The sequence below is a fragment of the Psychrobacillus sp. OK032 genome (assembly GCF_900111345.1).
Taxonomy (GTDB): Bacteria; Bacillota; Bacilli; order Bacillales_A; family Planococcaceae; genus Psychrobacillus.
The window spans coordinates 336,822-359,396 of sequence record NZ_FOGY01000004.1 but is presented as its reverse complement, the minus strand read 5'-3'; the positions used below and the strand labels follow the sequence as shown (position 1 = coordinate 359,396).

The 22,575-nt window shown below is 37.7% G+C and carries 19 protein-coding genes and 3 pseudogenes; 21 read left to right on the top strand and 1 reads right to left on the bottom strand.

Going from position 1 to position 22,575, the window contains the following annotated elements:
* Positions 1–107: 107 nt before the first annotated feature.
* From BMZ04_RS10590 to BMZ04_RS10555, 8 genes are all read left to right on the top strand, one after another.
* The gene (locus BMZ04_RS10590) at positions 108–1,046 is read left to right on the top strand and encodes a ring-cleaving dioxygenase (protein WP_093269498.1); all 939 of its coding nucleotides are present in this window, start codon (positions 108–110) and stop codon (positions 1,044–1,046) included.
* Between the two features lie 212 nt (positions 1,047–1,258).
* Positions 1,259–1,864 carry an alpha/beta hydrolase gene (locus BMZ04_RS10585; protein ID WP_093269495.1) on the top strand — a complete coding sequence of 202 codons (606 nt, stop codon included), beginning with the start codon at positions 1,259–1,261 and terminating at the stop codon, positions 1,862–1,864.
* 32 nt (positions 1,865–1,896) lie between these two features.
* Positions 1,897–2,280 carry a DoxX family protein gene (locus BMZ04_RS10580; protein WP_093269492.1) on the top strand — a complete coding sequence of 128 codons (384 nt, stop codon included), beginning with the start codon at positions 1,897–1,899 and terminating at the stop codon, positions 2,278–2,280.
* 153 nt (positions 2,281–2,433) lie between these two features.
* Complete coding sequence (locus tag BMZ04_RS10575; RefSeq protein WP_093269489.1) at positions 2,434–3,657, top strand: sensor domain-containing protein; 1,224 nt, start codon at positions 2,434–2,436, stop codon at positions 3,655–3,657.
* A gap of 31 nt (positions 3,658–3,688) precedes the next feature.
* A complete protein-coding gene (locus BMZ04_RS10570; RefSeq protein ID WP_093269486.1) occupies positions 3,689–4,138 on the top strand; it encodes a DinB family protein in 450 nt (149 codons plus the stop codon).
* Between the two features lie 196 nt (positions 4,139–4,334).
* On the top strand, positions 4,335–5,849 hold the full coding sequence (locus tag BMZ04_RS10565; RefSeq protein ID WP_093269483.1) for a methyl-accepting chemotaxis protein: 1,515 nt from the start codon (positions 4,335–4,337) through the stop codon (positions 5,847–5,849).
* Positions 5,850–6,174: 325 nt separating this feature from the next.
* Positions 6,175–6,351 carry a DUF4083 domain-containing protein gene (locus tag BMZ04_RS10560; RefSeq protein ID WP_093269479.1) on the top strand — a complete coding sequence of 59 codons (177 nt, stop codon included), beginning with the start codon at positions 6,175–6,177 and terminating at the stop codon, positions 6,349–6,351.
* 81 nt (positions 6,352–6,432) lie between these two features.
* Entirely contained in the window at positions 6,433–6,714 is a 282-nt protein-coding gene (locus BMZ04_RS10555) for a hypothetical protein (RefSeq protein ID WP_093269476.1), read from the top strand.
* 1,799 nt (positions 6,715–8,513) lie between these two features.
* Here BMZ04_RS10555 and BMZ04_RS10545 read toward each other — a convergent pair.
* Positions 8,514–9,709 (bottom strand): annotated as a pseudogene (locus BMZ04_RS10545) (transposase); the annotation flags it as partial.
* A gap of 328 nt (positions 9,710–10,037) precedes the next feature.
* Between BMZ04_RS10545 and BMZ04_RS10540 the strand changes: the two are divergent.
* From BMZ04_RS10540 to BMZ04_RS10490, 13 genes and pseudogenes are all read left to right on the top strand, one after another.
* On the top strand, positions 10,038–10,583 hold the full coding sequence (locus BMZ04_RS10540) for a helix-turn-helix domain-containing protein (protein WP_093269473.1): 546 nt from the start codon (positions 10,038–10,040) through the stop codon (positions 10,581–10,583).
* A gap of 131 nt (positions 10,584–10,714) precedes the next feature.
* Complete coding sequence (locus BMZ04_RS10535; RefSeq protein WP_093269468.1) at positions 10,715–12,751, top strand: hydantoinase/oxoprolinase family protein; 2,037 nt, start codon at positions 10,715–10,717, stop codon at positions 12,749–12,751.
* Positions 12,748–14,403: a hydantoinase B/oxoprolinase family protein gene (locus BMZ04_RS10530; RefSeq protein WP_093269464.1), complete on the top strand. Its 1,656-nt coding sequence runs from the start codon at positions 12,748–12,750 to the stop codon at positions 14,401–14,403. The genes BMZ04_RS10535 and BMZ04_RS10530 overlap by 4 nt, the downstream gene beginning before the upstream one ends.
* A gap of 133 nt (positions 14,404–14,536) precedes the next feature.
* Complete coding sequence (locus BMZ04_RS10525; protein WP_093269459.1) at positions 14,537–14,977, top strand: DUF3830 family protein; 441 nt, start codon at positions 14,537–14,539, stop codon at positions 14,975–14,977.
* Positions 14,978–15,070: 93 nt separating this feature from the next.
* A complete protein-coding gene (locus tag BMZ04_RS10520; protein ID WP_369802653.1) occupies positions 15,071–16,402 on the top strand; it encodes an MFS transporter in 1,332 nt (443 codons plus the stop codon).
* Positions 16,403–16,456: 54 nt separating this feature from the next.
* Complete coding sequence (locus tag BMZ04_RS22800; RefSeq protein WP_255367886.1) at positions 16,457–16,777, top strand: aminopeptidase P family N-terminal domain-containing protein; 321 nt, start codon at positions 16,457–16,459, stop codon at positions 16,775–16,777.
* An 18-nt stretch (positions 16,778–16,795) separates the two neighbouring features.
* Positions 16,796–17,344: pseudogene (locus BMZ04_RS22795) on the top strand (M24 family metallopeptidase).
* Between the two features lie 6 nt (positions 17,345–17,350).
* Entirely contained in the window at positions 17,351–17,545 is a 195-nt protein-coding gene (locus tag BMZ04_RS23155; RefSeq protein WP_143128294.1) for a cupin domain-containing protein, read from the top strand.
* 24 nt (positions 17,546–17,569) lie between these two features.
* On the top strand, positions 17,570–19,612 hold the full coding sequence (locus BMZ04_RS10510) for a hydantoinase/oxoprolinase family protein (protein ID WP_093269450.1): 2,043 nt from the start codon (positions 17,570–17,572) through the stop codon (positions 19,610–19,612).
* A complete protein-coding gene (locus tag BMZ04_RS10505) occupies positions 19,572–21,350 on the top strand; it encodes a hydantoinase B/oxoprolinase family protein (RefSeq protein WP_369802652.1) in 1,779 nt (592 codons plus the stop codon). Before BMZ04_RS10510 ends, BMZ04_RS10505 begins: the two co-directional genes overlap by 41 nt.
* 15 nt (positions 21,351–21,365) lie before the next feature.
* On the top strand, positions 21,366–21,680 hold the full coding sequence (locus BMZ04_RS10500) for a cupin domain-containing protein (protein WP_093269442.1): 315 nt from the start codon (positions 21,366–21,368) through the stop codon (positions 21,678–21,680).
* A gap of 134 nt (positions 21,681–21,814) precedes the next feature.
* A complete protein-coding gene (locus BMZ04_RS22370) occupies positions 21,815–22,099 on the top strand; it encodes a hypothetical protein (RefSeq protein ID WP_177184406.1) in 285 nt (94 codons plus the stop codon).
* A pseudogene (locus BMZ04_RS10490) lies at positions 22,050–22,364 on the top strand (AAA family ATPase); the annotation flags it as partial. The gene BMZ04_RS22370 and the pseudogene BMZ04_RS10490, both read left to right, overlap by 50 nt.
* Positions 22,365–22,575: the final 211 nt, after the last annotated feature.

The following is a 22,575-nucleotide window of genomic DNA, read 5'->3' as shown; positions in this document are numbered from 1 at the left end:
TAAATTTAGTAGGAAAAGAAAAAGATAGTAATCAACGGTTAAGTGATTACCGAAAGCAGGAAATTAAAGTTTTTAAATTTAACCAACTAACTAAGGAGGAAATAATGATGAAAAAACAAACTGCGGGCATACACCATATTACAGCAATCGTAGGTCATCCACAGGAAAATATTGATTTTTATGCAGGGATATTAGGTTTACGTTTAGTCAAACAAACAGTGAACTTCGATGATCCTGGCACATACCATCTATACTTTGGAGATGGTGGAGGTAAACCAGGTACAATTATTACCTTTTTCCCTTGGGCGAATGCTTATCAAGGAAGAATTGGAGACGGTCAAGTCGGAGTTACAACGTATGTAGTACCAACAGGATCATTAAGTTTTTGGGTCAACCGTCTTGCAACATTTGCGATACCTTTTAAAAAAGCAGAGCGTTTTGGTGAACAAGTGATCCAATTTGATGATCCCCATGGCCTACATCTAGAACTTGTTGAACGTGCAGAAGGTGAACAAAATAATTGGACATTTGGCGGAGTAACACCGGAAGTCGCGATTAAAGGCTTTGGCGGTGCAACACTTTACTCTAGCAGACCGGAAGAAACTGCTAAAACATTAACGAATGTAATGGGGCTTGAATTGGTTGGAACTGAGGGTGATTATAAACGCTTTAAAGCTCCAGCTGATATTGGTAATATCATAGATTTAAAAATGGTAACTGGTGTACGTGGCTCAATGGGGGTCGGTACAGTTCACCATATTGCTTGGCGTGCACAGGATGATGCAGATCATCTTGAGTGGCAACAACATGCAATGAATCATGGTCAACATGTAACTGAATTGAAAGATCGTAATTATTTCAACGCGCTGTACTTCCGTGAGTTAGGAGAAATACTATTTGAAATTGCAACAGACCCACCAGGATTTGCACACGATGAAACACTTGAAACAATGGGCACTCAGTTGATGTTACCTGTACAATACGAACAACATCGTGAGCGATTAGTCGATTCACTTATTCCAATTCAAGTGCGTCCAATCGACTAATAAGAGACTGAACATATTGATTTAGATTGTTCCGAGAGTAATAAACTCCGTCAGTCGTTTAGCTGGTTCTAGTTATGCAACAATTGGAGAGATTTTCTCCATTGAAAGACCGGAGTAGTGATCGAAATCCTACTATGGGTCGAATATTGATGAGATGGATTGGAATTAATGGTACTTTGGGTTAACCCCTTACGAAGGAGAGAGTAATTACTATGCAACATATTTTTAAACAAGGAACAAATAGCGTGAAACCAGTCCTATTACTATTACATGGTACAGGCGGTAATGAACATGATTTATTAGCATTATCTAATATTGTGGACCCAGAAGCTTCTGTACTCAGTGTACGAGGAAATGTATTAGAAAACGGAATGCCACGTTTCTTTAAACGCTTAGCGGAAGGTGTATTTGATGAGGAAGATTTAATATTCCGTACCAATGAGATTAATACTTTTTTAGATGAAGCTTCAACGGAGTATAAATTTGACCGTGAAAACATAGTTGCAATCGGTTATTCAAACGGTGCTAATATTGCGGCTAGTCTATTATTCCACTTTAATGATTCACTCAAAGGTGCAATATTACATCATCCTATGGTACCGAGACGTGGTATTCCACTTCCAGATTTAACAGGAATAAAAGTATTTATAGCAGCAGGAACGAACGATCCGATTTGTCCTCAAAAAGAATCAGTGGAACTTCTACAAATATTAGAAGATGCAGGTGCTTCAGTTAATGTTCACTGGGTAAATACTGGACATCAACTTACAATGAATGAAGTAGAAGCTGCAAAACAATGGTATCAACAAATTTATTAATAAAAAGAAGAGATAGTAAGAGGAGATTAAAAATGTTTAGAAATGAAGTAGGAGCACTTATCGTACGTGTAGTATTAGGATTGATTTTTGCAGTACATGGTCTAGTTAAGTTTCAAGAGGGAATTGGAAATACAGTTGGATGGTTTGAAAGCATCAACTTACCAGGATTTTTAGCTTATGGTGTAGCTGGCCTTGAATTAGTAGGTGGAATTTTATTAATCATCGGTTTGGCAACACGTATCGTTGCAGGTTTATTTGTATTACTTATGGCTGGTGCTATTATTACAGTGAAATTTGCAGTTGGATTTGTAAATGGTTATGAGTTTGATTTAGCATTAATGGCGATGGCAGCTTTCTTAGCTATTGCAGGCAGTAAATTATACGCGGTTGATAATCGATTATTCGATCAAAAATAAATATATGTATCAAGTTATAAAAGTGCTCAGTAATCTTAACTAGCATAGCTAGCCCTGCATTAGAAGCTTGAAATATATCAAAAAGCTAATCGGTAACCAATCCGATTAGTTTTTTGAAATTTTCAATTGTTTTTGTCGAAAGGGGGACGAAAAATGAAATTTAACAATACGAATGAAGCCATTTTTACTATTGGTTATGATGGACGAATTTTATCAGCAAATCCGTCATTTACAGATATATTAGGTTGGGATGAAACGGATGTTGGCGAAGATAATTGTTTTCCTTTTTTTACCGATATTTCACCTGAAGAACATGAACAACAATTGTCACAATTTAAGCAAGGGATGGATATTCCATACTATGTAACAAAAAGAAAAAGAAAAGACGGAGAGGTATTAGACATATTAGCCTCCTATCGTGCAATCAATAATGGGGAAGTACTGGCAGTTGGCATGTATAAAGATTTTACCGAACAAATGAACATACAACGGAGACTTCAAGCCAGTGAGGATTGCTATCGGAATTTAGTTGAATTTATACCAGATGCGATTTTCGTTGAAAATAACGGAAAAATTGTCTTTGTAAATTCTCCAGGGATTGATTTAGTTGGGGCTAAGAGTATAAAAGATGTACTTGGCCAGTCTGTTTGGCAGTTTATTAAAACAAATGAACACACTGTCTTTAGTAGAAAAGTTCAACAGGTTATATCTACAAAAGAACCAATTATTGAACAACTGCTACGTTTGGATGGAGAAACAATCTGGGTGGAAATTATCGCGATGTCCATTATTTTTGAAGGTGAAACTGTTATTCAAGTATTATTGAGAGACGTCACCTCAAAAAAAAATTACGAAGCGCAGCTTGAATTTTTGGCGTTTCATGATCCATTAACAGGTTTGTCAAACAGACGTTATTTTGCAGAGCAGATTAATCAAGCAATTGAACAGGCAGAGAATGTGAATCAAATGCTTGCATTGATGTATATCGATATCGATAAATTTAAAAGTATAAACGATACGTTAGGTCATGACGTCGGGGATCAACTATTGAAACAATTTGCAAATCGATTAAAAGAGAACGTACGAGATGAAGATATTCTTTGCCGAATCGGTGGAGATGAATTTCTTGTCCTACTAAACGGTCTGAAGGAAAAGAAAACCGTTCTAGAAATTGTGTCACGCCTGCATAAAGCCTTTCAAGTTCCGTATCTCATTGATAATCAAAAAATTGTAGTGACATCAAGTATTGGAATTGCCATGTTCCCGGAAGACGGAATCAATTCTAAAATACTCATTTCACGTTCGGATGCAGCACTCTATCTAGCGAAAGAACAACGCAATGTATTTCAATTTTATGAAATAGAAAAAACGATGTAGAAAACGTGTATGAATTAGAGGTGTAATACCATTGAAAACTATCCAAAATATGTATGACCATTTAAATTGGGCTAACCAACGTATGCTTAAAACATTGCAAAGTATTGAAGATGGAAATCAAGAGGTAAATCGTTTATTTTCCCATATACTATTTGGGGAAAGAATTTGGATTACTAGACTACAAGCATTGGACAGTTCACAATTACCGGTCTGGTCAGATATTGATCTTGAAATCTGTGCAGAACTTGTAATGCTCAATGAAGTAAGTTTTACAGAGTATCTTACAGACTTAGTAGATTCTGATCTGGATAAATTAATATTCTACACAAATAGTAAGGGTACAGAGTTTAAGCATTCTGCACGGGATATTTTGACTCATGTTGCATTACATGGTCAGTATCATAGAGGTCAGATAAACTCAAAACTACGAGCAACTGGTTTAGAACCTGTTAATATTGATTTCATAAAATTTTTAGATTAATGAGACTTTCATTTTCATAAAGGTTTAAATGAAGAGCTACTGTAATTAATTCAAAAGTAGAGGAAAAGGCATCTACCTTTGTGGAGATGTCTTTTTTTCCCTATATAACTAATAAAGAATACATAAATTCTACCGAAAGAAACAATGAGTAAATAATTAATCGAGGGAAGCTTTTATATTTAGGGGGAAATGAAAATTGTTTAATAGCAAACTATACCAAGACTTAAGTCTTATGATCGCTGAAATGGAACAATTGAAATATAAGACACAACAAAGTGAACAGAATTCTCTTCAATTAACACACCATTCAGAAAATAAGGAAATACAAAAGTTAGTAGAAACGATAAATTCACTTCTAGCAGATATTCAAAAAAAGGAAGAAGCTCTCCATATAAAGCATGAAGTTGTTACGGAATTAAATGGAATTGGTACATGGGATGCCGAGTTTAAAGATGGTGAGTTGAATAAAGAAAATAAAAATATCTATAATGATATTTTTAGAGAATCATTGGGTTATAAAAATGAAAAAGATTTTCCGAATGTTTTGGATAGTTGGTATAACACGGTGTCAGACTTAGATATGGCAAGGGTTACAGAAGCTTATGAAAAACATTTATTTGGTTCAGATCCATATGATATTGAATATAGAAGCATCAAAAAAGATGGATCAATTGAATGGGTTCATACAAGAGCAAAAGCATTGAAGGATGAAAACGGAAAAGTGTATCGACATGTTGGGACACAGATGAATATTCATGAAAGTAAAATGAACAGTTTAAAAGTACAACAGTTATTATCAAAATTAGATTTGATGGAAAAGTCCCTTAGCTTTAGTGTCAAAACATTAGAAGGTGCTTGGGGGATGAATCTGAAAAAAGAAGAATCTGTCGAACAAGAATCTTGGTTTTCTCCGCAATTCAAACGACTTCTAGGATTTGATGGAGATGATTATTTCGAACCGAAAATAGAGACATGGCTAAATATGATTTCAGTAACTGAAAGGGAAACAACTAGTAGAAATTTCAACGCACATCTTTCTGATAATACCGGTCGAACAGAATTTAATATGAAGTTTCGTATGAGAACCAAAAATGCAGAGTACAGATGGTTTTCGATGGTGACTAAAACCATAAGAGACCAAGCTGGTAATCCAACATTAGTATCAGGGGTTTTACGAGATATCAATCATGAAATAAAGCGACAAGAAGATGACGAGCGAATCGAAAAAAATATGAATGATTTCATGCAATCACTTGGGGAGCTTGCAGATAATATTAAAGACATTTCCAGAGAAGCAACAGAACTTGCCCATGAAAATGAAGTTACTGTTTCCTTCGCCCAAAAAGCAAAAGATTGTATTGAATCAACTAAAGCTGTAACCGAACTAATTAAACAAATATCTAGTCAAACTAATTTACTTGGGTTAAATGCTTCGATTGAAGCTGCCCGTGCCGGCGAACATGGAAAAGGATTCGGTGTGGTTGCGGAAGAAGTCCAAAAATTATCAACGCATACGGCTAAAGCTGTAGAACAAATTGAACAAATATTAGAGGATATCAATCAGTCTGTGTTAAAGATTGTTTCCAGCATTGATACAATGAGTAATAAAATTCAAACACAAGCTGCTGTCACTGAAGAAATCAACAATACAACGGAAAATATTAATGATATGTCTGCCCAATTACTAGTGTTACTTCAAAACCTAGATTGATAAATACCAGAAACAAAACCAGCTTAATGTAGATTGAGCTGGTTTTGTTTTTGTTTAGAAAACCCTTGACACATCTCTAATAATGAAACTTATGACTCCTTTAGAACGTATCAATATTTATAGTAGCTAATTGATTATGCAGTACAAAAACGAGAGAAATAATCTTAGAATAGTTACGTTTGAATGGACAACAAACAAAATAGTTGTTGAATAAACTTGGTGATTTAATGGAAGATTCTTGAGCTGCTTAGCTGAAAATAATTAAGGAATGGGATAGCTAGATGTACAGCTATGCTTGACCATTTCTATACAAGGGGATGTTTTAATGTTTAATGTGGGAGACTTGATTTATCAGATTATCGTATTGGGACTTATCATTTTATTTGTAGTATCGTTTACACTATTTATTAGGAGATTACTCTTGAATCAACAGGCAAAAAAGACGCAACTTAATGAGATTGAAAAGAAATTGGATAAAATAATGGAGTTAATGAATGGCTAACGGGTAGATAACTTTAAACAAGAAATGGAACTTTATATGGAAGTATTGAGTCAGATTTAGAAAATGAATTAGGGGTGTAATATGAAACGATTTAGTATAAGCTCTATTATTTTTATATTTCTAGGTTTTCTTTTCTTTATATTGAATTGGATAATAGAGGGTTACTTTGAGCTGATTGTACTAACTGGAGTTATTTTCTTATTCATAGGGGTTGTAGTTTGTTTCATCGCTATTTCTAAAAGTGAAAAAGGAAGTGTAAAATATATAGCGCTTACTTCTTTTTTCATTATTCTATTTTTAGTTACTTGGTTTGAACCATTTCAAGTTATTCGAATGATGACTTGGCTTAAAAATAAAATCTAACTTCCGTGCAAAATAAACTTATCTTTAAAATGGAAAAATGCATATTAAAAGAGACGCTGAAGATACAGTGGTATTAATTGTTGTTTTTATTTGCTGCAGATGCTGGACTAGGACATTATGCGTACAAGGATTGCGGTTATCGGAAATTTAGAACAAAAGGGAAGTATTGTGCTTGCGGCATCTCCCATGATGAAAAAAATTTGGAGTGAAGACAGGAACCAGGGTTTATATATATAAGATTTTAGAAGGAAAATATAAAAACATGTGTATACTATGTTTTATATTAATTTCCCGCAGTAAGATATATAAAAATGTGGGAAATTAACATTGAAATACTACAAGCTAGAAATATGATAGATTTTACTAGTTAAATATATTAGTAGCGTGAAAATACAGGAGATTTATAAAAATGAATTTCAACTTTACAACGGAGGATAGGAATGATGGAGCCATGTTTCCTGAAACTATCCCATCAATACTCCTGCATGCGTCATGATTGACTGGTCATAGGGTGTGAAGCACAGGTAGATTCGGTTGAACGAAGGCTGAAGCCATTCTTATGAAAAAGGTATGCCGAAGGATAGACCGCATAGCTGAAAAACTAGAGATGGTGAGAATCGTTCCAGTATAAAGGAACTGACGAACTTCCGAAGGTAAGGGTCTAAAGTTAGAACATAAGGAAACTTGTGTACCATCCAACGATGGGGTGAATGGTGTAAAGTAAAAATGCACTCTCTGAAATACACTATACCGAACAATGGCGGTATCCAGTTCACAGGCTTAAAGGAAGCACCTAGGTTTAGAACGTATAGCTACGTTGTAAGGTACTTGGAAAATAAGGAACGTTGATTCAAGGGCTGTCACCCGAAACGGGTGCTATAAGTGATATGGCGAAATGCATTTGTCCTTATGAGGGTAGGGGTACGACTGATGAAACCTCCGTAATGGAGATGGAGGAACAGTGCAAACCGCCCTAAGGTGCTATAGTCAAAAGCTATGGTATTGAGCGTTAGGGGAAAAGGCAGAGCATGACTCTGTCAGGTATGTATTAAGGAGACGAAAACCATTGAGCCGCTGATGAAGTATCGAAAGCGTGGAGATGTCATCAAAACTGAGGGGGAGTCGTTAACTCAGGATAAGTTCGGAGGAAACCTGTTTACTGTCCGTTCGGTGACCGGTATAAATTGAACTTAATACAGGCTTTTGTGTGGAACGTGGGAACCTACGACATGGATCCTAAGGGAGAGATTTCAAGTGGAAGCCCCACAAGAATCAGAGTACCAATGCCATTTATAGGGGCGGAATAACCCGAGTAGCAATGAAATCTCCTAACGGAGATGGAGCAAAGGGGTTATATTATTCAGTTTTATAAACAAGTCAACCAACAAACTGGGAGGAACTTATGCATAAAACAAAGCCGTATGTTATATACAAAAACGTAGTATATGAAGCTTTTCTAAGAGTTAAAGCAAACAAAGGGTCAGCAGGAATTGATGAGTAATCCATAGCAGAGTTTAAGAGAATCTCAAAGATAACCTGTATAAAATATGGAAGCAAATGTCATCTGGCAGTTATTTTTCTCCAACTGTTAAAGCTGTAGAAATACCAAAGAAAGCTAGGGGGTACAAACCTATTGAATTTTTGACCCGGATTTAATTGGAAATATATTCAGGAGATACAAAAATAGGGGCAACTCGATTATCTTTCATACCTACCTATTAATGAAACAAATAGAACAAATAATTTAGCAACTGTTGGTATTGAATGCTACAAAAAGATACATAATAAAAAGAATAATAGCGATAACAGCCTTCACGTAAAGAGCAAACTTTACATATTTCTAAATCAAATAAATATCTTACTCTAGGGTTACCTGTCTTACCTTTTCTACCGTCATATTTTTTGTGAATTGCCAAATGTCCTGCTTTACAGACATACATTCCTGCATCTTTATTAAATTCAAATGTATCTTCTTCTGCACGATTTCCATTGGAGACAATTGGATGTAACTTAGAAACAAGGGTTACATTTTCCCGCTTTGAATAGGCAATATTATCTTTCTCCGATTACGCTATATCCCCAATAACATTGCCCACTTCCATTCCTTTTTGTCGGCTCTTCTCCAGTAACTCCTTGAGATATTTTCCATCACTTTGTTCTCCTGTTGTCACCACTGCAGCTGTGATAATCCGTTCATCACTCATCGCTATATGTGTTTTGAAGCCAAAGAAAGAAGAATCCTCTGTTTTATGGCCAACACGTGCATCTGGATCAGTTGAATAACTAAGCTGTTCCGTATAATCTTCCACTATTTCTTTTAGTACATTTAATTTTTCTTTGACGGCAGGAATCGCTGCAATTTGTGGCTCGGTTTCCACTACAGAAATCACTTGACGACAATAATTCAATTCATCTTTCACTTCGTTAGAAGTGGTTTTCGAAGGGAACTTTTCATTCATCGATTCATCGATTTGATAGACTGCTTTTCGAACACTTTTTGATTTCTCTTGTAGATAATCTTTCGGGGATTTCTGATTATAACGTGCCTTTGTATGTGTAGCTCGACAATAATGGTTTTAATTTTAATGTTTCCTTTTTCAAGTGCAATCTCAACCATTTTCCCTATGAGCATGTCTAATAAACTCACACCTTGAAGACGGAGTTTACGGAATTTCGTTAATAAACTTGGATCGATTACTTTATCTTCTGGTGCCATGTCCAGAAAGTATTTAAAGGACATATCGTATTTAGAACGTTCCACTAGATCCACGACTGATAGGTCATGAATCGACTTTAGTAATAAATATTTGAACATACGAATGGGTTAGATAGCGTTGCGACCATTATCTAGATAATATTTAGTTTTTAGTTCTTCGAGAATTAATGAAAAATCCACTAATTCATTAATTTGGCGAAGCATATTATCTTTTGGCACTACAATATCGAAAATCGCCATGAATGGGCTGAGATTGAGCGTTTCTTGGTTTGAAATCATTTGAATACCACCTACATATATTGATATCTATAGTATAAAACAAAAAGCGTTATCGATATCTCGATTCAATCGAGACATCGAACGCAAATTTATAGAGATTGGACTTCTTCAGTGGCCTCCTATTCCTATGTCGGGGGTCAATTACCCCCTCCTACTCGATTGCCATTTACACGAATAAGTTATACAGTAAAAATATCCTAAAATAACACTTAATTGTTACTATTATAAATATTTAAAATATTCTTTACATTTTAGCGGATTATGATAAAATCATAAATAACTACAGTACAGCAGGAAAAAATCTTCATTTATAGAAAGGGATTTAGTAATGAAGGAAATTTTTGAAAAAATTAAGCAATTACGATTTGAACAGGGAATGACATTAAAAGAGCTGAGCGAAAAGACGGACCTTTCCGTTAGTTTTTTATCACAAATAGAAAGAGGTACATCTTCTCTTGCTATCACGTCATTAAAAAAAATTGCTGATGCTTTTGGCATAAAGATGGTCCATTTTTTTGAGGAGCCTGAGAATTTAAATTATGCAGTCAAAAAGGAAGATCAAAAATCGTTTAAGATTGAAAGTTCTGATTCTACATATATTCGGCTCAGCAATAATTTTACTGACAGGAAAATAGAGCCTTTTATTGTCATAATGCAACCCCATCAAAGGGATATAGAAATGGTTAGGCATCCAGGTGAAGAATTCTACTATGTCCTTAAGGGAGCGCTCTTAATCACGGTTGATCAAAATGTTTATTATTTGCGTGAGGGAGAATCGGTCCATTTTCCGTCCACACTTCCCCATATGTGGGAGAATCCGCTTGATCAAGAAACGATTTTATTAACTGTTATTACACCAGTTATTTTTAACTAATAGATTGATAGAATCCTTGAAGGGAGGAATGCGAGTCAATTGCATTTACTTAAAGTTTTGGCCCACGCAAATAGGTTTTTAAAAGTAACACAACATTAAAGATGAAGTGAAACAGAAAGGGAGGAAGCGTAATGTCGCGTTATCGTCTTGGAGTAGATATTGGAGGTACTTTTACAGATTTAGTTGTGTTTGACCGTCTGAAGAATGTCTATCAAACGAAAAAAATTTTAACAACTCCGCATAATCTAGCTGAAGGTGTTCTAGAGGCTATAAGTCATTATATAAAGGATTTATCGGAAATCGAATATTTTGTACATGGAACAACATCTGGATTAAATGCTTTCCTTGAAAGAAAGGGTGCAAATGTAGCCCTTATTGTAACGAAAGGATTTAGAGATGTGTATGAAATTGGCAGGGCAAACCGGACTGAAATGTACAATATTCAGTTCAATAAGCCAGCTACTTTAGTTAAACGGGAGCATATTTATGAAATTCAAGAAAGAGTGACATTTGATGGCTCTGTCGTGACACCGCTTGATGAAGAAAACCTACAGCAAATTATCGGCCAATTAAAGGATAAAAACTATGATGCAGTGGCTGTATGCCTAATGCACGCTTATCGTAATCCAGAAAACGAGGTTAAAATTTGCAGCATCATCGAGAAAGAGCTTGATATTCCAGTCTCGCTTTCCAGCGATATTGCCCGTGAGTGGAGAGAATATGAGCGTGTTAGTACAACTGTTATTAATGCGTATATCGCTCCTATTGTAAAAAAATACTTAAATATCTTAGAGAAGGAAGTAGAAAAGAGAGGCTTTAAAAAAGATATTTACATTATGCAGTCTAATGGAGGGGTTATGACATCTAAGATTGCTAAGCGTCTTCCCTTGCAGACACTTATGTCTGGACCGGTAGGCGGAACAATTGGCGGAATGAATTTAACAAAGCTGACAGGCGATCCAAATTTAATTTGTGTGGATATGGGTGGAACAAGCTTTGATGTAAGTTTGATTATCGATGGACAACCAGACATTACAGCTGAAATTCATATGGAAGGCTTTCCGGTTTTATCGCCAATGGTTAATATCCATACGATCGGAGCAGGAGGTGGATCCATTGCATGGGTAGAGGCAGGCGGATTGCGTGTAGGTCCGAAAAGTGCGGGTTCTTCCCCTGGACCAGCTTGTTATGGAAAAGGTGGGAAGCTGCCAACTGTGACCGATGCTAACTTAGTGCTCGGAAGAATTGATGAAAATAACTTCTTAGGCGGAGATATTAAGCTAGATAAACAAGCAGCGATAGAAGCAGTTAAATCAGTTGCTGACCAAATTGGCTTATCCGTACAGGAAACGGCTGAAGGAATTTGTGATATCGCCAATGCCAAAATGGCTGATGCCATTAGAACTTTGACAGTTAAACGCGGGATTGATCCTCGTGACTTTACGCTAGTTGCTTTTGGCGGTGCGGGTCCTATGCATGCTGTACTAATCGCCGATTTACTAGATATGAAGAAGGTATTTATTCCTAGTGTTTCTGGAACGTTTTCTGCTTGGGGAATGCTACAGACAGACATCCGTTTTGATACCGTTCGAAACTATGTGGCTAACATCAATCAAGTCGATTATACAATGCTAGAATCTTTATATGAAGAAATGAAGCAAGAGAGTATTTCTGTATTAAATCAACAGAATATTCAAGCAGGTGACATTCGATTCCAAAATAGTATTGATGTTCGTTACGAGGGCCAGGAGTATACGGTTAATATTGTAAGTGAAACAAATAATCTTAAGAAGATTGAAGAGGACTTCCATAAAGCCCACCTAGACATTTATGGTCATAATAATCCGAAGGGATCCATCGAAATTGTAAACCTCCGTGTTACTGCCTTCGGAGATCTTGAAAAAGTAGAGTACGTTAAATCTGGAGAACGCTCTGAGCGCCAAGCGGTCCCAGCATCTAAACGTAACGTAGTTTGGAATAATGTTGAGGAAGAAACGATTGTTTATTCAACTGAAACTTTAACTTATGGAAACTATTTTAATAGTCCAGCGATTGTGGAGGATAAAAACTCAACACTTGTAATACCTCCGAAACATTATATTTGCATTGATGAATATCAAAATATTGAAATTGTGAAAGAAACAGCAGAACAGGAGGTTTTGGTATGAGCACTCAACAACAAGTTTATTTAGAAAACCCGGTAACAACAGAAATCGTTAGAAATGCACTGATTTCAGCTGCAGATGAAATGAATGCGAGTCTTGCAAGAAGCGCATTTTCCCCTATTATTTATGAAATGAAGGATTGCAGTGTTTGTATTTTTAACCGTGATGTCGAGCTGTTAGGCCAATCGGCTGGATTACCTATCTTTCTTGGAAATATTGATGAATGTATTAAAGTAACAACGAATATGATCGGTGGAATTGATAATTATCAAGATGGAGATGTTTATATTTTAAATGATTCATATATTGGCGGAACGCATTTAAATGACGTCACAGTCTTTTCTCCTATTTTCTATGAAGGGGAGCTTGTCGGCTTTACAGCAAACCGTGCCCATTGGTTAGATATTGGTTCTAAGGACCCTGGATATCCGATGGATGCAACAAGTATTTATCAGGAAGGGATAAGAATTCCTCCTACAAAAATTTATGAACAAGGAAAGCCGATTGATGATGTTATCCGTCTAATTGTTACTAATAATCGTTTCCGTGAGGCAGCTCTTGGAGATTTAAACGCTCAAATTGCAGCATGCAGAACAGGTGAAAAAAGATTTAAAGAACTCATTGTGCGTTTTGGCATTGATCGTATTAACCGTTGTATCCATGACATTTTTAAGCAATCAGAAGAAATGGACCGCAGCGTTATTCGTAATATACCTGATGGCGTGTATGAAGCGGAAGGTTATTTAGATAATGATGGAGTTAAGGATGAACCGATTCTCGTTAAAGTGCAGGTAAGAGTTGAGGGTGATTATATTACGATTGATCTCACAGGCTCAAGCGAACAGCGATTTGGACAAACAAACTGCGGATACGCACAGACCATTTCAGCCTGCCGCGTGGCCTTCAAAGATTTAATTAGCCCGCATACGCCTGTAACAGGCGGAAACTTCAGGACAATGAAAGTTATTGCTCCAGAAGCAACCATATTCCATGCTGTGGAGCCTGCTCCTTGCGGCTGGTATTTTACTCCACTGGGCTTATTGATTGATTTAATTATTAAAGCCTTATCCCCTGAAATGAAGGATAAAGCAGCAGGTGCTCACTATGGGGATTCGATGGTTGTAACATTTGCGGGAAAAGATGAAAGAACAAAAGAATCATTCTTAAGCGTGGAAGCTACAGCTGGAGGATGGGGAGCATTCCATAATGGTAACGGCCAATCTGCCTTAATCAACCACGTAAGCGGGGACTTTAAGAATCTTCCTATTGAGGTATTTGAGTCCAAGTATCCAATTAGAATTAATCAATATGGATTAAGACAAAACTCTGGAGGAGTCGGCCAGTATCGCGGCGGTCTTGGAGTTGTAAGAGAATATGAGATTCATAGTGAAAACACGACAGTTTCCTTATGGTTTGAGAGATCCAAGACCCCAGCATGGGGACTATTCGGAGGCCAGCCAGGCGCGAAGCCTAATGTAGAAATTATTTCAGGCGGAGAGGTTGAACATTTACTAAAGGTAAACGGAAGAAAAGTACGCAAAGGCGATATTGTCAAAGTAATGACCGGCGGTGGCGGCGGCTTTGGGGATCCGTCCGAAAGATCTTCTGAGGATGCTGAAAAAGATTTAAGAAATGAATATGTTACCGGAAAATAAACAAAAAAGCAGCGAGTAAGAATATACACCTTGAGCTCATGGTTAAAAAAATGCCTTCCCCCATTTTTACCTAACCGGGACAGATGATTCAGAATTTAATGCAAATATAAACTTAAGAGGATGTGTAGCAGCGTTGAAAAGAATAAGATTTCGGTTTGAAGGCGGGGGAGAAGTTTCGGCAACCTTGCTGGAGGAGAAAGCCCCGTTAACGTGCGAGAAGATTTGGAATGCACTTCCATTAGAAAGTATCGTTACCCAATCCAGATGGTCAGGCAGGGAATTAAATTTTACCTATAACGAACAGGACTTGCCTACAAGAGAAAACCAGACCATTTATACCAGTCTTGGGGAAGTGTGTTATTGGCGGGATTGGAATTGGGAAGAGGAAGGCACTCTCCCCCAAGCTTTAGCCATTTACTATGGGGCTGAGCTAGCAAGAAGCCACAAAGGCAGTGAGCCTGTTAACGTTATTGCACAAGTCGACTATCCGGAATTTGACAAACTTGTACAAATTGGCGAACGAATTTGGCTTGAAGGAAAAGAAAAGATTTATATTGAGAAGTTGGAAAGTTAGGTTTAGCTAAAACTCTGTTTGTAAAGTCAAATTTTAATATTGCTGAGTATTCAGTTTCAATGGGAGATGACAAAATATATGACCAATATTGCCTTGAAATCTAAAGCTGAGTCAGTTTTGCAAGTAGGAGAATTATTTAAGGACATGCCCATTAACAGCCGGCATGCATTTGTAGGGATAGTTCTATTCTTTGCATTTGTAGTAGAAGCATGGGAAATGATGATCATCATCTTCCTAAGTGGAGAGATTGCAGCTGAATTTAACCTTTCAGCGGTACAAACAGGTTCAATCATTGGGGCTATTTTTCTAGGAATGATTCCCGGGGCTTATATATGGGGGTTCATTTCGGATAAGATTGGCCGTAAAAAAACAATGATGTATAGTTTGTTGCTTTATACATTGTTTTCTTTAATCAGTGTGTTTTCTATTAATTTTGAAATGCTTTATGCAGGCAGGCTATTAGCAGGTATAGCGTTGGCAGGAATGCTAGTTTGTATTTTCCCTTATTTTGAGGAAATGCTTCCTGTGAAACAAAGAGGAAAGTACGGCGGTTATTTATCAGCAGGATGGCCGATTGGTGTCCTCATTGCCGTAGGAGTTACTGTTTTATTTATGGAGGTTGAAGGTGCTCTTGGCGGCTGGAGAGTTGTCCTATTTATTAGTTCTTTAGGCGGGTTATGGGCATTTATGTTACTGAAAATACCTGAGTCTCCTTACTGGCTGGCTGGAAAAGGAAGGCAGGAGGAAGCAAGGGAAGTTATTAAATACTTAAGTAAAGATCAAATTGTTCTTGATCAAAATACAAAATTAAATGTTTTAAATGTAAAACAAGCCAACTATTTTGAGATTTTTAAAGGGAAATGGCTAAAGTTAACCCTATTGCAAACAATTGTAAACTTTACTCTTGCATTTGGATATTGGGGACTATATACGTGGATTCCGACATTGTTAATGGAAAAAGGGTTATCCATGTCACAGAGCTTAGGATTCCTGGCTTTGACTTCCATTATGCAGATACCAGGTTATATGGCTGCCTCCCATCTTACAGCTAAGTTCGGAAGGAAAAAGATTTTATTCCTATTTGTAACTGGTGCAGCCATCAGCGGTTTCTTATTTGCTTTTTCTTCTAATATGGTTGAACTGTATGCCTTTAATTTCCTACTTTCTTTCTTTAATCAAGGGGCATGGGCTGTTTGGAATACATGGTTTGGAGAAGTTTATCCGACAAATGTCCGAGGTGCTGGCTACAGCTTCGGTGCAGCATCACAACGTTGGGCAAATACTTTTGCCCCTTCTATAATCGGTTTCGTAATTGGAATGGGCTGGACGTTTGGTGCAACCGTTTCATTTATAGAGGCATTTGTTGTGGTGACAATGATAACAATATTGTTTCTTCCGGAAACTGAGGGAAAGATACTAGAGTAGTGGCTGATTTTAAGGTTTAATAAAGTAGCTAAAAGGAGTTTGTTTTGAGCATTATTGAAGAACTTGCATGTAGCAAGTTCTTCCTTTTTAAATGCCTCTGGTTTACAAGCAGTAGTAGTAATCACCCCATCAAATTTTTTCTATTTTAGCGGAACCTGGATTGACTCACATGAACGGTTACAAGCAATTGTTATTCCCGAAACAGGGAAGCCGACAATGATTATCCATGAAATGTCGAAAGAGGAAATAAAAATAAAAGGATTATATGAAACTGTTTTTTGGAAAGATGGGGAAAAATCGCTTGAACTTTTACTAAAAACATTACCTGATAGGGGTATTGTAGCAATTGAAAATCTCTGCCAAGCCAAAACTTAATTCAACTAATGAACTTAAATGAACAACTCTCTTTTGGGGGAAATTGACTTACTTAAGAAATCGGGGGCTATTGCTGATAAAGTTTTGAATGAGGTAATTGGTTATATTAGGCCTGGACTTACGGAAAAGGAGGTATCTGAAGAAATCAAACGGCTTTTTGCGTTGAATCATGTCGACCAATTCTCCTTTTAACCAATTATCGGTGCTGGGAAGAATGGCGCTATTCCACATCATCAATCAGGGGACATGGTTGTAATTGATATGGGTGAAGTTAAAGATTACTATTGCTCAGATATGACGCGAACCGTTTGTGTGGGGGAAGAACCAACTGAAGAAATGAAAAAAGTCTATCAAACTGTCAAAATGGCGAAGGAAGAAGCAATGAATGCTGTAAAACCTGGATTGCCATTAAAACATATTGAACAGGTTGCAAGAAATATTATTATTAAAGCAGGCTATGGCTCCTACTTTACACATCGAACTGGACATGGTTTAGGGATTGATGTACATGAAGAACCATATGTTACTTTTAACAATTCTCAACTTTTAGAAGAGGGACATACATGAAAAAGGATCATAGCATCAGTCACTCAGGAGAGGAATTTTATTACATCTTGCAAGGGGGAGGTTTTCAATTTAAACGAAGACCACCACCATGTGTTATCTGGAGATATAGTCCACTTCCCCTCTGAGCTATTGCATGCATGGGAAAATCCAACTTCAGAGGAAACAGTCATATTAAGTGTAACAACACCTATCATTTTCTAATTAATATAAAGGAGTGTGGAACAAATGAGAGTTGCAACAGATATTGGAGGTACTTTTACAGATCTTGTATACGTTGATAAAAATGGTTCTATTGGGATTGCGAAAAGTAATACTACTCCACCTAATTTTGAAAAAGGGGTACTAGACGTTATTGAGAATGCTGGCGTCAAAAGAGAACAGCTATCTATGTTCATTCACGGGACAACGGTTATTATTAACGCATTGACTGAACGAAAAGGTGCAAAAACAGGTCTGATTACAACAAAAGGTTTCCGGGACATTTTAGAAATTGCGAGGGGGAACCGACCAGATCTATTTAATGTCCGCTATAAAAAGCCAGAGCCGTTTGTGGAACGCCATTTGAGACTCGAGGTAGATGAACGTCTGAATTATAAAGGGGAAATCCTTTCGCCTTTACGCCGAAAAGATATCGAAGAATGCGTGAAGCATTTTAGAAAAGAAGGTGTTGAGGCGATTGCTATCTCCTACATGCACTCTTATGTTAATTCATCGCATGAAGTGGAAACGGTAAAGATTATAAAGGAGCTATGGCCGGAGGTACTCGTGACAGCATCGAGTGATATTACAAAAGAATGGCGGGAATACGAGAGAACAAATACAGCTGTTCTAAATGCATATGTCCAACCTGTTGCCACAACCTACATTGATAAATTGGATAAGGAATTGCGCGAGCATATCGACGGTAATCAGCGTTACATAATGCAATCGAATGGCGGAACAACAAAGTTCGATAATGCAAAGAAAGCACCTATCAACATGGTTGAATCCGGGCCGGTTGCCGGTATTTTCGGAGCAGCTGTCTTGGGGGAACTAATTGGTGAAAGAAATATCATTGCTTTTGATATCGGTGGGACGACAGCAAAATGCTCACTCATCGAAAACGGGGAAGTAAAGGTTTCCACAGATTATTACATTGAAAGAGATAGCCGAAATGCGGGATACCCGATTAAAGCACCGGTCGTTGACATCGTAGAAATTGGAAACGGTGGCGGGTCCATCGCATGGATTGACAACGCAGGTTCATTGAAAGTCGGTCCGCAATCTTCCGGAGCCAGGCCTGGGCCAGTCGCATACGGATTAGGGGGTACGGAACCTACGACAACAGATGCCAACTTGTTAACGGGTCGTTTGTCTCCTAAAAACTTTGATTACGATGTGAACATGGACAATGTAAAAGAAGCTATACAGCAAAAAGTCGGTGATCATTTCGGAATTTCCGCAGAAGAGGCAGCACTTGGCATCATACGAATCGCTAATTCAAACATGCTAAATGCATTGAAGTTAATTTCAATCCGAAAAGGTCATAACCCACAAGATTTCACATTGCTCGCATTTGGTGGTGGAGGTTCGATGCATGCCCCTGCACTTGCTATTGAGCTCGGCGTGAAAAAAGTCGTTGTGCCAATCGCTTCACCAGTTTTCTCGGCCTGGGGAATGCTGATGACTGACTTGCGACATGATTACATTCAAACATATATCAAACGGTTAAACGAACTTTCTCTTTCTGAAATAGATGTGCAGTGGGAAGAAATTGAAAAACAAGCACTTGCTCATTATGAAGATGAAGGAATGGCTGCCGAAAATGTCGAGTTCCATCGGTTTGCGGATATGCGCTACTTAGGGCAAGAGCATACGGTTAAAGTGCCTGTTCCTAATGGACAATGGTCTGGAGAAGATAAGCAAGCAATCATTAAAGAATTCCATAATCTTCATGAAAGGAACTTCACATTCAAACTGGAAGATTCACCGACTGAAATCGTAAATATCCATGTAACGGCTTTCGGTAAGGTACCTAAACCGGAAATCGGTAAAATCACACGTAACGGTTCCGTGGATGAAGCTAAAAAAGAAAATCGCAACATTTACTACGAGAAAAAGGGATGGATCAATACGCCGGTTTACGACCGTGATAAGCTTCCGCCAAATGAAGTAATCCATGGACCTGCCGTAGTAGAAGAAAAAGCAGCTGTCACTTTAATTTATGACGGTCAACAATTACAGTTAGATGATTTCGGAAATATCATTATCGAAATGGAGGAAAAGTAATATGACAACTTCTGTAAAAGTGGATCCATTTACACTGGAAATTGTTAAAGACTCTCTGTTAGCAGCAGGAGACGAAATGTTCGTCGCATTGGCCCGCACGTCGATGAGTCCAATTATTTATGAAGTACTCGATTATGCCAGTGGTTTAACCGATGCACAGGGAAACCTGCTTACTCAAGGAAACGGTGTAACAGGATTTATCGGAATGCTAACCTTTATGGTAAAAGAGACACTTAAAAAGTATCCAGGAGATAAGCTGAAGCCCGGCGATGTCATCATTATCAATGATCCTTATAACGGAGGGGGATCCCATCTTTCCGATGTTGGACTGGTCATGCCGATATACTATGAAGGAGAGCTAATCGCATTTTCCGCAAACAAGGCACACTGGACGGAAGTTGGTGGAAAAGACCCTGGTTCATTTACAAATGATGCGGTAGACATTTTTCAGGAAGGTCTTCAATTTAATTGCATCAAATTATATGACGAAGACCGCTTAAACGAAGGTATCGTTGAAATCATTCGTTCCAATGTCCGCTTCCCGGATCTATCGTTAGGAGATATGTGGGCACAGGTTGCCGCATTACGTACAGGTGACCGTCGTCTGAAAGAACTTTGTGACAAACATGGTAAAGAAACAATTTTAGCAGCTGTCAATTACCTATTGGATCACGGTGAAACCATCTCACGTCAAGAAATTAAAAAATTGCCAAAAGGTGTTTTTGAAGCAGAAGACTACATCGATACGGATGGTATAGGCAACGGGCCATTCAAGATTAAAGTAAAGGTGACCATTACGGATGACGAATTTATTTGTGATTTTCGCGGAAGCCATCCACAAGTTCCTGGTCCAATGAATTGTTCCTATACAGGGCTTATGTCAGCCGTACGGGTAATTTTCTTAGCCATGACAAACCCAGAGCAAGACGTCAATGATGGTGTATTCAGACCGCTTAAGGTTATTGTTGATAAAAAATCGATTATGTCAGCTGAAAGGCCAGTTCCTGTTTCCAATTATTTTGAAACTCTTCTAGGCAGCTTGGATTTAGTATGGAAAGCTTTAGCTCCGCATCTGCCAAACCGTTTGACTGCTGGGCATCATTTGTCGGTATGTTCCGTGACATTATCTGGTAACCACCAAGATACGGAAGAACCTTTCCTTATCGTTGAACCTTCTGTCGGAGGTTGGGGTGGAGCAATGGGACAAGATGGTGCTTCAGGGCAGTTCTGTGTAGCTGACGGTGAGACCTACAACGTACCTATTGAGGTGGCGGAAACACGCTATGGCGTCCTGCTTGATGAGTACAGCCTCCGCCAAGACGGCAATGGTGCAGGCGCAGGCGAATATATAGGTGGTAAAGGGGTTATACGTGCCTACCGAGCATTGTCCGATGGCCAATCTGCCACAGTCACTTACGGTAGAAATAAATTTTATCCTTGGGGTATGAATAAAGGGCATGAAGGCTCACCAAACGAGTTTTATATTCATAAGGCCAATGGTGAGGTCGATGGACCATACGGTGTTTACCCGCGGTACAAGCTTCAAAAGAATGATGTCGTACGCTTGATGACAGGAACAGGCGGAGGTTATGGAAGTCCGCTGAAACGATCTGCGGCTCAAGTAGCAAAAGATGTGAAAAACGGGTATTTCACTATTGAAGAGGCAAAAGAACACTTCCTAGTTGAAGTTAATCCGGAAACTTTCGATTATATAGAACTATCAGGTAGATTATCATAATTTGGAGGTATTAAAATGAAAATTGAACAACCAAAAGTAACAGAAGAAATTGTACAAACACTTTTTCAGGATCGTTTCCAAGGAACAGAAGTGAAGTTTGGCTTCGTCTCTATCCCAGCGGGAGAACGTCTTCCTAAAGAAGGAACGACTTTCCATGAGGAACACGAATATTCTTATATCATTAAAGGTTCTTTATCCGGTAAAAGCGGCGGAAATCCCTATAAAATCAATGAGGGTGAAGCGTCTTATATTCCTGCGGGAGAACAACATTGGTGTGTGAATGAAGGCGATAGCGCTTGCCAATTGGTATATGCATTGGTGAAGAGCTAATTAAATATTAACTGTAGAATAGCAAGATATAAAATAACCTTAATGGAGAGGCGTAAAAGGTGTCCATCAATATCAATTTTTAAGGTTTAGGAGAATGTGACTTTGAATTCTAGTGGAAAGGACACAGTACACACGTGTACCGTGTCCTTCTCCAACTTAATCCAACAGATGAATATAAGAAGGTAAAACAATCAGATACGATTGTGGATGTTATCTCGTTAAACCCGGAACCAGGCCCAATTCATCTTGAATATAATAGTTATGAAGTTATGATTATGCCAGAATTGCTAGAGATCATCACAAGGCAGAAAAGGATGGATATGACGCAGCGATTATTGGCTGATTCTATGATCTTATCATTTAGATGCAATGTTTTGGAAGTAAACATCAAAAGAGGAACAAAGAAAAGTTCAAAATGAATTGGTTAAAAAAGAAGAATGGATTATTGATGGGAATTACAAAGTTACAATGGATATAAGACTGAATGAAGTAGACACCATTATCTTTGTTGATATCAGTAGGGGAATATGCATCTATAGAGTTTTCAAGAGGATGATTCAATATCGTGGAAAATCGAGATCAGATATGGCAGAGGGCGTCAATGAGAGGTTCGATTTTTACTTTCTGAAATGGGTTTGGGATTACCCAAAAACAAAGAAACCTATTGTTTTAAAGAAATTTGAATAATTACCCAATGATAAGAAAGTCATTATTATAAATTCTCCAAGAGAAGTACAACTTTTTTAGATAAGGTTATTAATTAGTTGTAATCTTGTCTTGGAAGGGATAAAGGAAGATTTTTATTTTAACTCCCATGAAAATTAAAAATACCCAAAATCTATAAAATTGCATAACAAAAGAGACTCAGAAAAAGCTTTTTTAAAAAAAGGCTGAG